At 64.9% G+C, this 14,934-nt stretch carries 14 protein-coding genes, 1 pseudogene and 1 riboswitch; of the genes and pseudogenes, 14 read left to right on the forward strand and 1 reads right to left on the reverse strand.

Features of this window, described 5'->3' with window-relative positions; translation table 11 throughout:
• Positions 1-14: 14 nt before the first annotated feature.
• Both VZ068_RS04520 and VZ068_RS04525 read left to right on the forward strand, forming a co-directional pair.
• Positions 15-407: a hypothetical protein gene (locus VZ068_RS04520; protein ID WP_349657031.1), complete on the forward strand. Its 393-nt coding sequence runs from the start codon at positions 15-17 to the stop codon at positions 405-407.
• A 334-nt stretch (positions 408-741) separates the two neighbouring features.
• Positions 742-933: an isoprenylcysteine carboxylmethyltransferase family protein gene (locus VZ068_RS04525; RefSeq protein ID WP_349657032.1), complete on the forward strand. Its 192-nt coding sequence runs from the start codon at positions 742-744 to the stop codon at positions 931-933.
• A 331-nt stretch (positions 934-1,264) separates the two neighbouring features.
• Here the strand turns inward: VZ068_RS04525 and VZ068_RS04530 are convergent, their stop codons facing one another.
• Positions 1,265-1,891 (reverse strand): hypothetical protein, encoded by a 627-nt coding sequence (locus VZ068_RS04530; protein ID WP_259167735.1) that lies wholly within the window; start codon positions 1,889-1,891, stop codon positions 1,265-1,267.
• Here VZ068_RS04530 and VZ068_RS04535 point away from each other — a divergent pair.
• From VZ068_RS04535 to kdpC, 12 genes and pseudogenes are all read left to right on the forward strand, one after another.
• Positions 1,890-2,060, forward strand: coding sequence for a hypothetical protein (locus tag VZ068_RS04535; RefSeq protein WP_349657033.1), 171 nt, complete (start codon positions 1,890-1,892; stop codon positions 2,058-2,060). The two genes, VZ068_RS04530 and VZ068_RS04535, sit on opposite strands and share 2 nt — an antisense overlap.
• 48 nt (positions 2,061-2,108) lie before the next feature.
• Positions 2,109-2,282, forward strand: a riboswitch (FMN riboswitch).
• A 167-nt stretch (positions 2,283-2,449) separates the two neighbouring features.
• A complete protein-coding gene (locus VZ068_RS04540; RefSeq protein WP_259167698.1) occupies positions 2,450-3,052 on the forward strand; it encodes a riboflavin synthase in 603 nt (200 codons plus the stop codon).
• The gene (gene ribB, locus VZ068_RS04545; protein ID WP_349657034.1) at positions 3,049-4,188 is read left to right on the forward strand and encodes a 3,4-dihydroxy-2-butanone-4-phosphate synthase; all 1,140 of its coding nucleotides are present in this window, start codon (positions 3,049-3,051) and stop codon (positions 4,186-4,188) included. Before VZ068_RS04540 ends, ribB begins: the two co-directional genes overlap by 4 nt.
• A 246-nt stretch (positions 4,189-4,434) precedes the next feature.
• Entirely contained in the window at positions 4,435-4,899 is a 465-nt protein-coding gene (gene ribH / locus VZ068_RS04550; RefSeq protein WP_003490334.1) for a 6,7-dimethyl-8-ribityllumazine synthase, read from the forward strand.
• A complete protein-coding gene (gene nusB / locus VZ068_RS04555) occupies positions 4,896-5,375 on the forward strand; it encodes a transcription antitermination factor NusB (protein WP_228862505.1) in 480 nt (159 codons plus the stop codon). The genes ribH and nusB overlap by 4 nt, the downstream gene beginning before the upstream one ends.
• A 110-nt stretch (positions 5,376-5,485) precedes the next feature.
• On the forward strand, positions 5,486-6,460 hold the full coding sequence (gene thiL / locus VZ068_RS04560) for a thiamine-phosphate kinase (protein WP_349657035.1): 975 nt from the start codon (positions 5,486-5,488) through the stop codon (positions 6,458-6,460).
• A 594-nt stretch (positions 6,461-7,054) separates the two neighbouring features.
• Positions 7,055-8,635, forward strand: a complete 1,581-nt coding sequence (locus VZ068_RS04565) for a CocE/NonD family hydrolase (protein WP_349657036.1) — start codon at positions 7,055-7,057, stop codon at positions 8,633-8,635.
• Between the two features lie 423 nt (positions 8,636-9,058).
• Positions 9,059-9,278, forward strand: a pseudogene (locus tag VZ068_RS04570) (hypothetical protein).
• Positions 9,279-10,259: 981 nt separating this feature from the next.
• Positions 10,260-10,352 (forward strand): potassium-transporting ATPase subunit F, encoded by a 93-nt coding sequence (locus tag VZ068_RS04575; RefSeq protein ID WP_006452907.1) that lies wholly within the window; start codon positions 10,260-10,262, stop codon positions 10,350-10,352.
• Positions 10,353-10,367: 15 nt separating this feature from the next.
• Positions 10,368-12,182: a potassium-transporting ATPase subunit KdpA gene (gene kdpA, locus VZ068_RS04580; RefSeq protein ID WP_349657037.1), complete on the forward strand. Its 1,815-nt coding sequence runs from the start codon at positions 10,368-10,370 to the stop codon at positions 12,180-12,182.
• A gap of 10 nt (positions 12,183-12,192) precedes the next feature.
• Positions 12,193-14,241 (forward strand): potassium-transporting ATPase subunit KdpB, encoded by a 2,049-nt coding sequence (gene kdpB, locus VZ068_RS04585; protein ID WP_259154694.1) that lies wholly within the window; start codon positions 12,193-12,195, stop codon positions 14,239-14,241.
• A 30-nt stretch (positions 14,242-14,271) separates the two neighbouring features.
• The gene (gene kdpC, locus VZ068_RS04590) at positions 14,272-14,901 is read left to right on the forward strand and encodes a potassium-transporting ATPase subunit KdpC (protein ID WP_349657650.1); all 630 of its coding nucleotides are present in this window, start codon (positions 14,272-14,274) and stop codon (positions 14,899-14,901) included.
• The last annotated feature ends 33 nt before the right edge of the window (positions 14,902-14,934 follow it).

Below are 14,934 nucleotides of genomic sequence, written 5' to 3' on the forward strand. Positions count from 1 at the left end.
TCGGATTTCTCGTTATGACCATGCTCGCTGCACATGCCCGGCAGTTTGCGGAAGGACAAGTCTGGGAGTACCGCAACCGGGCCGAGGAGCCGGGTTCGACGCTGCTGATCAACAGGATCGAGGTCGAACCGAACATTGGCGAGGTGTTCCATATCAGCGTCCGCGACGTGCGGGTCAGGAACGTGCGTGCTCCCAATGCCGTTTCGACGGAGTTGCCGCATTTTCCGGTGTCCAGAACGACACTCGAAAGCTCCGTGACCACGCTGGTGGGGCATGCCCCGGCAAATCCGGAGTATCTGGAGGGCTACACGACATGGCGCGCGGCCTTTGACGACGGCGACGCCGGCGTCTTCACACTCCCCGTGAGTGAGATCGTCGATGTCATCGAAACCACCATCAATCAGTAGCAGGATGCGAGGCGATGTGAGGGGCGAATGCGTGGTCCGGTTTATGGGCATTTCCTGCTGGCAGCAAGCGTGCGTGCGATGTTGCACGCTCTAGAAACGTGGCTTCCACCGCCCATTCTGCTGGTGGTGCTTGCAGCAGTGCTTTGGCGATTGCCGGGGGCTGTCTCCTCGAGGGTATGCATTTCCATTGGCGTGCCGTGCCTTGTGCTTGGCCTTTCGATCAATGCGTGGTCGAAAGTCATGTTTCGGTCTGCGCGTACCACGGTCAATCCACTGCACCCAGAGCGATCTTCTGCCTTGGTGACATCCGCTGTATCGGTATTCGCGTCACCCGATGTACCTGGGCTATGCCCTGGCATTGCTGGGCTGGGTCATCTGCCACGGGCAGCTGCTTGGCTTGCTCGCAGTGGCGCTGTTTATCGGCTATGTCACGGTTTTTCAGATACTGCCCGAGGAACGCTGCCTGTCGGCACGCTTCCAGGCCGACTATGCGGTGTACCGCGCAGCGGTGCGTCGCTGGCTCTGAACCCGCGTCACGCACGTCGATCAATGGTGCGTTTGACCTGGCGCCCTGCGATTCGCCCTGTGTTCCTGTCGACATTGGACATTGGACATGGGCGGGTGCCGCCGCCGCTGGAGTGTCGTCGGGCGCTTCAAACTGATGTGCGGCGTTTCGCAGGGGCGCACGTTCCAGCTGCGAATGGTGTGCGAGCAGCGTTTCGATCGGACGGTAGAGCATCGGTACCCGGTTGCTTGTTGAAGCGTTTTTCCGTCAGGTCGGGCCGATCGTGCCAGGAAGGGCCGGACATAAAAAAGGCTCCGCAAGCGGAGCCTTTCTTGTAGCTGCAGCGCGTCGATCAGAAGCTTGCGCGCACGCCGACCTTGTATTGGTTGGCGTCGTCGATGAATTCGACCTCGCCGACCAAGCCCCAGGTGGGAGTGAAGTTGACCTGACCACCCAAGGTGCCGGCAAATTCGCCCTGGTCGAGATCATTGCCATCGATGTAGCCAGCCTTGATCCATGCCTCCGTGCGCGGCGAAGGCTTGCCGCGTAGGCCAAGACTCACCATGCCGAAGTTCCTGTTGGCTGATGAGGCCGAGAAGATGCGGCTGCCTGCTTGCTTTGCTTCAGCTTCGATCTTCGTGCGCAGCACGCTGGCGTCTGCAATGAAATCGACGCGCTCGGTCATTTCCTGACGGTAAGCGATACCCAGATTGGCTTGTTGCAGCGTCGCTTCCAGAGTGATGTTGTTTGCGAGGCCGTAGTCGTTCGACGCACGCTGGTAGCCCGCGAACAGGTAGACCGGCTCGGCAATCTGCCACGAGCCGCGAATGTAGCCGCCATCGATGTCGTCCGAATCGCCGTTCACGGTGATTTCGGTGCGGTTCCAGCCGCCTTCGACATAGCTGTAGCTCAGACCTTCAGCAGTGGCGGCAAACGGGGCGGCGGCCAGCAGGGCAGCCAGAATCAAGGTGGTGCGCATGAGTGTTCTCTCTGAATTGATGTCCGTTTCTTCCGGCCGACAGGCTGGAAAAGAGCGCGACGTCTCCCGCCGCGGCGCGCAATTTAACAGACTCTTCACAAAACTTGCCATGGGGGAATTCCTGACACGACACAGCGTCCCGCCGGCCTTAGCCGGTGGTCAGCAATGACGCCGGTGCACGCTGTTAAACTGCGCCAGCCGGTTCGCCGGTACTCACGAACGTCTTCAGGGCGGGGTGCGATTCCCCACCGGCGGTAGGCACGTGCAAACGTGCGAGCCCGCGAGCGCTTCGCGGCGGCGCCCGGCAGTTCATTGCGGGGGTGGTGCGAAGGTCAGCAGATCCGGTCCGATGCCGGAGCCGACGGTATAGTCCGGATGAAAGAAGACGGCCAACGCGCAGCCTTGCGGCTGCGCGCGCGCCTGTTTGCTTTGCCTTGCGGCGTTTTTCGCTCAACTTCTGCGAGAAACGACTATGTCTTTGCATTACCTGTCGCGTTGCATCGCGACCCTCCACTGCGCCAAGCCACCACGATCGTTGCTGCAAACGGGGGTGCGCTGATGTTCACCGGAATCATTGAAGGCGTGGGCCGTCTGGCGGCGCGCCAGCCGCAGGGCGGCGATGTGCGGTTTAGCTTCGCTGTCGGCAACTTGCCGTTCGAGGCGGTGCAGCTCGGCGAAAGCATCGCCGTCAACGGCGTCTGCCTGACCGTGATCGCGTTCGACGCAGCCAGTTTTCAAGCCGATGCGTCCACCGAAACCCTGTCGCTGACCACCTTGGGTACGTTGCCGGAAGGCGCGGTGATCAACCTTGAGCGTGCGATGCGCCCGACCGATCGCCTGGGCGGGCATCTTGTCAGTGGTCACGTCGATGGTCTGGGTCAGGTGCAATCGGTGCACGGCGATGCGCGTGCGCAGCGCTGGCGGTTTGCCGCTGCGCCTGCCGTATTGCGCTATGTCGCCAAGAAGGGCTCGATCTGCGTGGACGGCGTCAGCCTCACCGTCAACGACGTGGACGAGGCCGGCTTTGAAGTGGCATTGATTCCGCACACGGTCGCCAATACCGCGTTTGCGGCCACTGCCGTGGGCGCTGCGGTGAATCTGGAAATCGATCTGGTGGCACGCTATGTCGAGCGCCTGCTCGGCACGCGGGGTGCAGCATGAATTTCGCGCCGGTTCCCGAGCTGATCGAAGAGTTGCGCGCCGGGCGCATGGTGGTGATCGTCGACGACGAAGACCGCGAAAACGAGGGCGATCTGATCATGGCCGCCGAGCTGGTCAAGCCGTCGGACATCAATTTCATGGTGACCCACGCGCGTGGACTGGTGTGCCTGTCGCTGACTCGCGAGCGCTGCGCCCAGCTTGGTCTTGCGCCGATGGTGCGCAATAACACCGCGCAGTTCCAGACCAACTTCACCGTCAGCATCGAGGCGGCCGAAGGCGTTACCACCGGTATCTCGGCCTACGACCGTGCGCATACGGTGCGGACCGCGGTACGTCCGGATGCCAAACCGCAGGATCTGAGCCAGCCAGGGCATATTTTCCCGCTGATTTCGCAGCCCGGTGGCGTACTGACCCGCGCCGGCCATACCGAAGCCGCCAGCGATCTGCCGATGCTGGCCGGGCTGGAACCGGCCGGCGTGCTGGTGGAAGTGCTCAACCCGGATGGCAGCATGGCGCGCCGTCCGCAGCTGGAAGTGTTTGCACGCGAGCACGGGCTGAAGATGGGCTCGATCGCCGATCTGATCGCCTACCGGCTGGCCAACGAGCACACCGTCGAACGGGTGGACGAGCGCGACATCACCACCGAGTTCGGCCCGTTCAAACTGGTGACCTACCGCGACCGCATTGCGCACGACCTGCACTTTGCCCTGGTGCGCGGCGTGGCCGAGCCGAATACGCCCACGCTGGTGCGCGTGCAGGTGGAAAACCCATTGGCCGATCTGCTGCATTGGCAGCGCGATGATTTTGGCGTGGCCGCTACCGATGCCTTGCGTGCGATCTCCGCCGAAGGGCAGGGCGTGATGGTGGTGCTGTCGGCCCCGCGCGACAGCGAATCGCTGTTGGCGCGGTTGCGCCAGCAGCCCGAAGCTGCCGCCAATGCCAAGGACGTCAGCCAGTGGCGGCGCAATGGTGCCGGCGCGCAGATCCTGGCCGAGCTCGGTCTGGGCAAGCTGCGCGTGCTGGGGACCCCGCGCCGCCAGGTCGGCCTGGCCGGTTTCGGGCTGGAGGTGGTGGAGTATCTGGAATGCCACCCGGGCGAAGCGGTGCGTTCGGTGCCGCCGACAGCGTTGCCGTAAGCGCAATCCAGTGCCGGCAGCGCGTGGTTGCCAGCGGGTGCGGGTATCGAAGAAGCGGGTGGCGGTGACGTCGCCCGTGGCCCATCGCCAACCGCCTGCCGCTGGCAGCCATGCGCTGCAGGTGATGCGCCCTGGCGTCCCGGACGCCCCGGCAGTGCCTGCTTCGGCGGGCCGCTGCCGTGCATGTCGGCCGGGTCCGGGCCCGGCAGCTGTTAAACTTCCCGCCCCCTCGAGTTGCCGACCCGCATGACCCACTACGAAGGCGATCTTCGCCCCACCACCGCGCGCTTTGCGATCATCGCCAGCCGCTGGAATGCCCGTATCACCGACGTGCTGGTTGCCGGCGCGCGCCAGAGCCTGGCCGGCAACGGCATCGGCGAGGACGCCATCGACGTGATCCGCGTGCCCGGCGCCTGGGAAATTCCGATCGCCGCCAACCGGGTGGCGCAGTCTGGCCAGCACGGCGCGATCATTGCGCTGGGCTGCGTGATCCGCGGCGATACCCGTCACTACGAACACGTGGCCGACCTGTGCGCCGAAGGCCTGATGAGCGTACAGCTGCAGACCGGCGTGCCGGTGCTCAACGGTGTGCTGGCGGTCGAGCGGGTGGAAGATGCCGAAGCACGCGCCGGCGGCAGCCATGGCAACAAGGGCGAGGAATGCGCGCTTGCCGCGCTGGAACTGGTGAATTTGATGGAGTTGTTGCCATGAGCAAGTCCGGTGGACATGCCCGCCACGGCCGTCGCGACGGCATCGACCCGGTGCTGCGCTCGCGTGCACGCCGCCGTGCGCTGCAGGCGGTGTATGCCTGGCAGATCTCCGGCGGCTTTGCCAAGCAGGTGATCGGCCAGTTTGCACATGAGCAGGCGCACGAAGTGGCCGACCTGGCGTACTTCGAAAGTCTGGTGGAAGGCGTGCTCACCCATCGCGCCGAACTGGATACCGCGTTGACGCCGTACCTGGATCGTGGCGTGGAAGAGGTCGACGCGATCGAACGCGCGGTGCTGCGCCTGGCTGCCTACGAGCTGCTGTATCGCCAGGACGTGCCCTACCGCGTGGTGATCAACGAAGCGATCGAAACCGCCAAGCGCTTCGGCTCCGAACACGGTCACACCTACGTCAACGGCGTGCTGGATCGCGCTGCCGTGGAGTGGCGCAAGGTCGAGTCCGGCGCGAGCGGCGCCTGAGGCGCCGCGGGAATGGGGATTCGGGAATGGGGAATCGCGAGAGCACCGTTTACGATATCTCCTGAAGCGCTTTTGCGATTCCCGATTCCCTTTTCCCGATTCCCGTTGCCATGCCCGAATTCGATCTGATTGCTCGTCTGCGCGCGCGCATCGCTGCGCGTGCCGATGTGCCGTTGGGCATCGGCGACGACGCAGCGCTGCTGCAGCCGCCGGCCGGCGAGCAGTTGGCAATCACCGCGGACACGCTCAATGCCGGGGTGCATTTCCCGCACGAAACGCTGCCCGCCGATCTGGGCTGGAAGACGCTGGCGGTGAATCTGTCCGACCTTGCGGCGATGGGCGCGCAACCGCGCTGGTGCACCTTGTCGCTGTCCCTGCCGCACGACGATCTGGCGTGGGTGGACGCATTTGCCGATGGGTTCTTTGCGCTCGCCGATGCGCACGGCATTGCGCTGGTCGGCGGCGATACCACGCGCGGTCCGTTGTCGTGCGCGGTCACCGCGATCGGTAGCGTGCCGCCGGGGGCTGCGCTGCGTCGCGATGGCGCGCGCGTGGGCGATGATGTGTGGGTGACCGGCCAGCTTGGCGAAGCGGCGGCGGCCTTGTCGCTGTGGCAGGCCGGTACGTTGGATGTCACGCATGTGGCGGCTGACCGGCTGCATGAAGCATGGCGCCTCCGCTTGCTGCGTCCGCAGCCGCGCGTGCAGGCGGGTTTGCGTCTGCGTGGGCTTGCGCATGCCTGTGTTGATGTCTCCGACGGCCTGCTGGCCGATCTGGGCCATCTGTGCGAACGCAGTGGCGTGGGCGCGCAGCTGGCGTTGACCGACTTACCGCAGATGCCGCGCAGCGATGCAATCAGCGCCGTGCAGTGCATTGGCTGGCAATTGGGCGGCGGCGACGACTACGAGCTGTGTTTCAGCGCCGCGCCGCAGCACCGCGATGCCGTGCTGCAGGCGATGGCGTTTGCCGGCGTGGCTGCCACGCGCATCGGCCAGATCGTTGCCGCACCGGGCGTGGTGGTGCACGACGCCGACGGCCATCCCTGGCAACCGCCCCAACGTGGCTATCAGCACTTCGTGGGTTGAGGATTGGCGGCTGGTGCCGCGGCGCTGGCGGGTCGTGACGACCGCTGCCTAGGCGCTGCGTGCGTTGTTGCAGGGCCAGCCGCGCCAGGCGCATCGATCGACGTGGATTGCGTGTCTGTGCACTGCATCTTGTGGTGAGCGCTGTGCTGCGAGGCGCCTGCTTGGCTTTGGCGGTCTGATGGTGTCCTGAAGGGATAGACGGCCAAGCGGTATTGCCGTGTCTGCAGCACGGCCCCCCTCGAACGTGGGTCTCGTGATGCCAGCAGGACATGTGTCCGGCTGCAGCTCAGCCCGCATATCCACTGATGGCCTCCAATTGCCGCTCGCTGCTCGCCGCCGACTCCCGAATCCCGAATCCCGAATCCCGAATCCCGAATCCCGAATCCCGAATCCCGAATCCCGAATCCCGAATCCCGAATCCCGAATCCCGAATCCCGAATCCCGAATCCCGAATCCCGAATCCCGAATCCCGAATCCCCGCCCTTGAGCCATACCGTACCGTCTGGTACGTTCGCCAGGTTCTCCCCCGAACCACGGATGCATGGCAGTTGCCGCTGGGCTATCCCGGCCCGGCTCCGCGTGGGAGAGAGCAGCATGAACAAGGCTTGGATCCGTGGCATCGCCGCGGTTGCGTTGCTGGTGTCGTCGGCGTCGGCCGTGGCGGGCGCCTTCAGCAAGACTTATGAGCGCATCCCCGGCTGGGACGGCGCGCCGATGGGGGCGCTGGTGCTCGTGCCGCAAGGGCAGGGAAGCGGGCCGTTTCCGCTGATCGTGATGCCGGCCAGTTGGTCGTTGCCCAATCTGGAATATCTGGGCCGCGCCACCCAGCTGGCCAGCGATGGCTATGTTGTCGTCAGCTACACCTCGCGCGGGTTCTGGGATTCGGCCGGGCAGATCGACATCGCCGGTCCGGACACCGTGGAAGACGTCAGTGCGGTCATCGATTGGGCGCTGGCGCACACGCCGGCCAATCCGAATGCGATCGGCGCGTCCGGCATCTCCTACGGCGCGGGTATCAGCTTGCTGGCCGCCGAGCGCGACCCGCGTATCAAGGCGGTGGCCGCGCTCAGTGGCTGGGCCGATCTTGAGGCTTCGCTGTATTCCAATCGTACCGTCAGCCAGCAAGGCGTCGGGTTGCTGGTCGGCGCAGGCGCGTTGACCGGACGCGCTGGCCCGGATCTGGCGCAGATCGGTACGAAAGTGGCGCAGGGCGATTTCGACGGTGCGGTACGGGGATTTCTGCCCAAGGCCGCTTCGCGCAGCCCGCTCACCGACGTGGCTGCACTCAACGTGCGCGGTACCGCAGTGCTGTTGGGAAATGCCTTCAACGACGGCTTGTTCCCGCCGAATCAGACCATCGCCTTCTTCAATCAGCTGCGCGGGCCCAAGCAATTGCTGCTGAGCCAGGGCGATCACGCCACCACGGAACTACCCGGTGCCTTGGGCCTGCCCAACGAGGTCTACACCGCCGCCACGCGTTGGTTCGATCGCCATCTCAAGCAAGTACGCAATGGCGTGGATACCGAAGCGCCGGTGCGACTGTCGCCGCGCGCCGGGCAATGGCTGGCGTATCCGGATTGGACATCGGTGCAGCAGGGCAGCACGCGCCTGGGTCTGTCTGCACCATCCGGGTTGCTCAGCCCTACCGGTGGGTTGATTGCCGGCACCGCCAGCGGATGGCAGTCGCGCATTGCCACCGATGTGCCGACACTGGCCGACTCGGGCGTGGTGCTGGTCAGCGGTCTGTTGCAAGGCATCGGTGTGCCGGTCACCACGTCCATTCCATTGGTCAATCGCATCGGCGCCGCGGTGTGGATGGGTGCGCCGTCAAGCAGCACGCAACGGCTGGCGGGCAGCCCATCGTTGCGCGTGACCGTGGTGCCCAGTCAACCGAACGTGAGCCTGTTCGCCTATCTCTATCACATGGATGCATTGGGCGTGGCGCAGTTGATCACGCATGCGCCGTACTCGCTTCGCGGAGCCATGCCGGGCCGCGCAGTGACGCTGGATTGGCCGCTGCAGGCGGCCGCTGCGGAGATTCCGGCCGGGCAGCGTCTGGTGCTGGTGATTGACACGCACGACGTGCGCTATACCAATGCCAGTGACGGCGGCGGCACGGTGACGTTTACATCGCCGCTGGCAACGCCATCAGTATTGAACGTGCCGCTGCGATGACGTTGTGCTGAGCGGATGGCGCGGTGAGTTGCAGGTCGCGTGCATCCGAGCGGGTGCGGCAATCATCGCCTGTCCATTAGTGCGCAACTGCATGTGCATCCAGACACAGCCGACAAGATAGGCAGGATGTCATTCCCGATTCCGGGAGAGTTATAGGGCGGTAGTCCTGCAGCCTGGCTCAGGGCCTTCGCTCGCCCCCATTGCGGGACACGCTGCCATGACGTCCGTGCAGCTCTTACGCAGCATGCATGCCACATAGGTCCCGCGACTGTGGGCGGGCAAGGACCTGTCGAGAAGGTCGGTGTGCATGGTTTTCAACAAAGCAGCCAGGAAGCTGTCTGGTGCGGTGAGGGCACTGCGCCCTAGGCGCTGTGAGTTTGCTGCAGGGCCCTTGCCCGCCCACCATCGCGGGACACGCCGTGAATCCGTCCATGGAGGCTCTTACGCGGCATCCATGCCGCGTAAGGTCCCGCGACGGTGAGCGGGCAAGGGCCAGTCAAGATGGTCGGTGTGCATGGTTTTCAGCAAAGCAGCCAGCAAACTGTCTGGTGCGGTGTCCTCGCCGATTGCGGGACCGTTGGCGGCATGGATGCCGCCACCGAGCCTACAGGGACGTACTTGCGGCGTGTCCCGCAAGCGGTGAGGGCACCGCGCCCTCGACGCTGTGAGTTTGCTGCAGGGCCCTTGCCCGCCCACCGTCACGGGACACGCTGCAAGTACATCCTTGTAAGCTCTTACGCGGCATCCATGCCGCGTAAGGTCCCGCGACGGTGGGCGGCAAGGGCCAGTCAAGATGGTCGGTGTGTAGGGTTTTCAGTAATGCAGCCAGCAAACTGTCTGGTGCGGTGTCCTCGCCGATTGCGAGAACCGTGTGGCGGCATGGATGCCGCCACTGAGCCCCCATGGACGGGTTTACGGCGTGTCCCGCGAGCGGCGAGGGCACCGCGCCCTCTATGCTGCGCGTTTGCTGCAGGCCCTTGCCGGCTCACCATCGCGGGACACGCTGCAAGTACATCCTTGTAAGCTCTTACGCGGCATCCATGCCGCGTAAGGTCCCGTGACGGTGGGCGGGCAAGGACCCGTCGAGATGGTCGGTGTGCATGGCTTTCACTAAAGCAGCCAGCAAACAGTCTGGTGCGGCGTGCTCGCCGCTTGCGGGACCGTGTGGCGGCATGGATGCCCCCTGGGACTGGTTCACGGCGTGTCCCGCGAGCGGTGAGGGCGCCGGACCCTCGACCAGTAGAGCGTTGCTACGGCTTCATAACGCACCGATCCAAAACCTGGTTGTCCTGAGCGGGGACTGGACTGTGAGGGCAAGGTCGCGGTTGCCCGGAAATGACTGCATGGCGTGACTGCACACCGTCGCTGCGCAGCATTTATGCGGAATTTACGCGGCGGCTGTCGCAGGTCCATAGCGACTTTACGCAGCCCGGGAAGACACTGCGCAGGTTGGCGGAGCGGTTCCGCCCTGGACGATTCCGATGCATCCCTTGACCTGTCTGCTCCATCGGCGCTGTGCGCGCGGTGTGGCAGCGCTTTGCCTTGTTGGCCTGCAGACGCTGCATGCGCCGTTGCACATCGCATCCATCGCGCCGCGTTGCGCGCACGACGGGGAGTAACCGTCATGCCTGCCTGGTTGTCCCTGCTGTGCGGCGTGGCCGTACTCGTTGCTGCGGCTTACCTGTTGTACGTGGTGCTGCGGCCCGAAGACTTCTGATGCGAGTGCGCTCCAATGAGTGAAACCTTTCTTGTCTACGCGCTGGCCATCGTGCTGGCGTGGCCCCTGGGCCGTTATCTGGCGGCAGTGATGCGTGGTGCACCGATGCGCGGCGATGCGCTGTTCGGCTGGATCGAACGGCCGTTGTATGCACTACTCGGTACCCGCCCGCAGCAGGGCATGTCGTGGCGCGGCTATGCAGTGGCGTTCTTGCTCAGCAATCTGGTTGTCGGCCTGCTGACCTGGGCAGTTTTCATGACCCAGGCATGGCTGCCGTTCAACCCGGACGCCATCCCGAACATGCGCTGGGATACCGCGCTGCACACCATGGTGTCGTTCGTCACCAACACCAATCAGCAGCACTACTCAGGCCAGGCGCAGTTGTCGTACCTGGCGCAGATGACCGGCATCGTCGGCCTGCAGGTGGTGACGCCGATGATGGGCCTGGCCTTGGCGGTGGCGACCTTGCGTGCATTGTTCGGCGGGCGAGGCGCCGCAACCGTGTCAGATGCTTCGCTGGCATCCACTGCGACGGCGAGCGCCAAGCCACCGGTGGACGGGCCGTACGATGCGGAAATTCACACGCCACACCAGGGACGGCAGCAGTCGGCTTCGGGATTGGAGGCACTGCCGGAGGCAGACGTCGGCAATTACTGGGCGGATGTGATCCGCGCCAGCGTGCGTGTGTTGCTGCCGCTGTGCCTGCTGTGGACCGTGCTGCTTGGCTGGCAAGGCGTTCCCTCCACATTGCAGGGTGCCGCCACCGCCACACCGTTGGACAGCAGTGCCGGCATGCCCAAGCAGACCATTCCGGTCGGCCCGGTGGCGGCGATGGTCGCGGTCAAACAGCTCGGCACCAATGGCGGCGGCTGGTATGGCCCCAATAGTTCGGTGGCGTTGGAAAACCCCACGCCGTTGAGCAATTTGCTGGAAACCCTGGCGCTGGTGCTGCTGCCGATGAGCGTGGTGTTCATGGTCGGCTACCTGACCGGGCGCAAGCGACTCACCGCGTTGGTGTTCGGCACCATGTTGACGATGTCGGCTGCCTCCACTGCGTTGTTGCTGTGGTCCGAAGCGCATTCGGCCAGTGCCGCCTCGCCGGCCTTGATGGAAGGCAAGGAAGTGCGCATCGGCGCCGATGCGTCCGCACTGTGGGCAGCGTTGACCACGCAAACCTCCAACGGTTCGGTCAATGCAATGCACGACTCGCTGGCGCCGCTGAGTGGCCTGGTCACGTTGGTGGATATGCTGATCAACGCCATCTGGGGCGGCGTCGGCTGCGGCCTGCAGCAGTTTGTGGTGTACCTGTTATTGAGCGTGTTTCTGGCTGGGTTGATGACCGGGCGCACGCCCGAATTGTTCGGCCGCAAGATCGAAGCGCGCGAAGTGCAATTGCTGGCACTGTTGATTCTGTTGCAGCCGCTGGTGGTGCTGGGCTTTACCGCGGTGGCATTGGCGGTGCCGGCATTGACAGCCAATTCCAATCCGGGCTTTCACGGCATCAGCCAGGTGTTCTACGAGTACACCTCGGCCTTCGCCAACAATGGCTCGGGTTTCGAAGGGCTGGGCGATGCCACGTATTGGTGGAACCTGAGTTGCTCGGTGGTGCTGGTCCTGGGCCGCTACCCGGCGTTGATCCTGCCGTTGATGGTGGCCGCGCGCATGGCGGTAAAGCGGCGTGCGCCCGAATCGGCCGGCAGCCTGCAGGTCGAAACGCCCACCTTTGCGCTGACCTTGATGGCGATCGTGCTCGTGCTGACCGTGCTGCAGTTCATGCCGGCACTGGTGCTGGGTCCCATCGCTGAACACCTCGCCCTGGCGGCATCCTGAGAATTGAGCAATGTCTACGATCGATACAACTGAAAAACGCGAGCGCGGTGACGCAGCGTTGTTCGATGCTGCGGTGCTGATCGCAGCGATGCGTGCGGCCTTTATCAAGCTGTCGCCACGGCATCTGCTGCGCAGCCCGGTCATGGCGGTGGTGATGGGCGGCACGCTGCTGGCGGCAGTGATCACCGCCAGCGGCTACGGCAATGCCGGCTTTGGCTGGGCGATCACGGTGATCTTGTTCGTCACCGTGCTGTTCGGCAATTTTGCCGAAGCCATCGCCGAAGCGCGCGGGCGTGGACAAGCCGCATCGCTGCGCCGTGCGCGCAAGGATCTGGTCGCACGTCGCGTCGAAACCGCATTGGGCGGGCGCGAAACCCGCGTACCGGCTGCCGAACTGCGCCCGGGCGACTACGTGATGGTGTCCGAAGGCGAATTCGTCCCGGCCGACGGCGAGATCGTGCGCGGTCTTGCCACCATCAACGAAGCGGCGGTGACCGGCGAATCGGCACCGGTGCTGCGCGAGGCCGGCACCGATCGCAGTGGCGTGATCGGCGGCACGCGGGTGCTGTCCGACGAGATCGTGTTCAAGGTGACGGCCGAGCCGGGCCACAGCTTTCTGGATCGCATGATCGCGCTGGTGGAAGGCGCCAACCGGCAGAAGACGCCCAACGAAATCGCGCTGACCTTGTTGCTGGCCGCAATGACGTTGACCTTCCTGATCGTGGTGGCATCGCTGCCGGCGATTGCCGGCTTCGTCGGCGTCACGCTGGATCCGTTGTTGCTGATCGCATTGCTGGTGTGCCTGATCCCGACCACCATCGGCGGCCTGTTGCCGGCGATCGGCATTGCCGGCATGAACCGCGCGCTGTCGGCCAATGTGCTGGCCAAGTCCGGCAAGGCGGTGGAAGTGGCTGGCGACGTGGACGTGTTGCTGCTCGACAAGACCGGTACCATTACCTACGGCGACCGCCAGGCCACCGCGTTCCATCCCCTGGCCGGCATCGATCGTACGCAACTGCGCGATGCCGCGATGCTGGCCTCGCTGGCCGACCCGACGCCGGAAGGTAAATCCATCGTCAAGCTGGCACGTCAGCAGGGTGCGGTTGCGGTCGAGCCGGACGGCGCGCATTTCATCGCCTTCACTGCGCAAACCCGCATGTCCGGCGTCGACATCGCCGGGCGCAGCATCCGCAAAGGCGCCGGCGACTCGATCGTCGCCTATGTACAGGCAATGGGCGCGACGGTCTCGCCGGAATTGAACGGACGTATCGAAGAAGTCGCGCGCGGTGGTGCCACGCCGCTGGTGGTGGCCGAAGGCCGCCATGTGCTCGGCGTGGTCGAGTTGAGCGACGTGGTCAAGCAGGGCATCAAGGAGAAATTTGCGCAGCTGCGTGCGATGGGCATCAAGACGGTGATGATCACCGGCGACAACCCGCTCACCGCCGCCGCGATTGCCGCCGAAGCCGGCGTGGACGATTACATCGCGCAGGCGCGCCCGGAAGACAAGCTGGCGCGCATCCGTGCCGAGCAGGCCGGCGGTCGGCTGGTGGCGATGGTCGGCGACGGCACCAACGATGCGCCGGCATTGGCACAGGCCGACGTGGGCCTGGCGATGAACTCCGGGACGCAGGCGGCCAAGGAGGCCGGCAACATGGTGGATCTGGATTCTGACCCGGCCAAGCTGCTGGCGGTGGTCGAAGTGGGCAAGCAGCAGTTGATCACGCGCGGTGCCTTGACCACCTTCTCGCTGGCCAACGACGTGTCGAAGTACTTCGCGATCCTGCCCGCGCTGTTTGCGGCCGCGATTCCCTCGATGGCCGCGCTCAACGTGATGCAGTTGTCCAGCCCGCGGCATGCGGTGCTGGCGGCGCTGATCTTCAATGCGTTGATCATTCCGGCGTTGATTCCGCTGGCCTTGCGCGGCGTGCGGTTCCGTCCGTCCAGCGCCACGGCCTTGCTGCGCCGGAACATGCTGATCTACGGCCTGGGTGGCGTCTTGCTGCCGTTTGCCGCCATCAAACTGATCGATCTGGCGCTTGTCGCCACCCTGGGTACCTGAGTCATGACCACGTCTTCCAAGAGCACTGCCATATCCACCTCCGTGCCATTGCGCGATGATGGCGTCCTGCGTGCCTCCATCGGCCTGGCAGCTTTCACGCTGCTCGGCCTGGGCCTGGCCTATTCGCTGGTCGCCACCGGCATCACTGGCGCGCTGTTTCCGGCGCAGGCGCAGGGCTCGCTGCTGCGTGCGGAGGCGAAGGTGGTCGGCTCGGCACTGGTGGCGCAGCCCTTCACGGATGCGCGTTACTTCCAGCCGCGCCCATCCGCGGCCAAGTACGACCTCACCGCTGCCGCCGGCAGCAATCAGGCGCGCTCCAATCCGGACCTGCAGTCGCGCATCGCCACAGCGCGTGCCGAGGTTGCCGCACGCGATGGCATCGCCCCGGATGCGGTTCCGGGCGAGTTGCTGACCCAGTCCGGCAGCGGCCTGGACCCGCACCTGAGCCCGGCCGGCGCCCAGGTACAGGTGCGCCGCGTCGCCGCCGCCCGCGGCTGGCCGGAACAACGCATCGCCGCGCTCCTGCAGGCCGCCACCGAACACCCCCAGTTCGGCCTGCTTGGGCAGCCTCGGGTGAATGTGCTGGCGCTGAACCTGGCATTGGATCGCGCCGGGAATGGGGAAACGGGAATCGGGAATGGGGTGAAGCAAAAGCAATAGGATCATCGGGCAGCTGTAGGCTTTGCGATTCCC

The sequence above is a fragment of the Xanthomonas sp. 10-10 genome, from assembly GCF_040182365.1.
Taxonomy (GTDB): domain Bacteria; phylum Pseudomonadota; class Gammaproteobacteria; order Xanthomonadales; family Xanthomonadaceae; genus Xanthomonas; species Xanthomonas arboricola_F.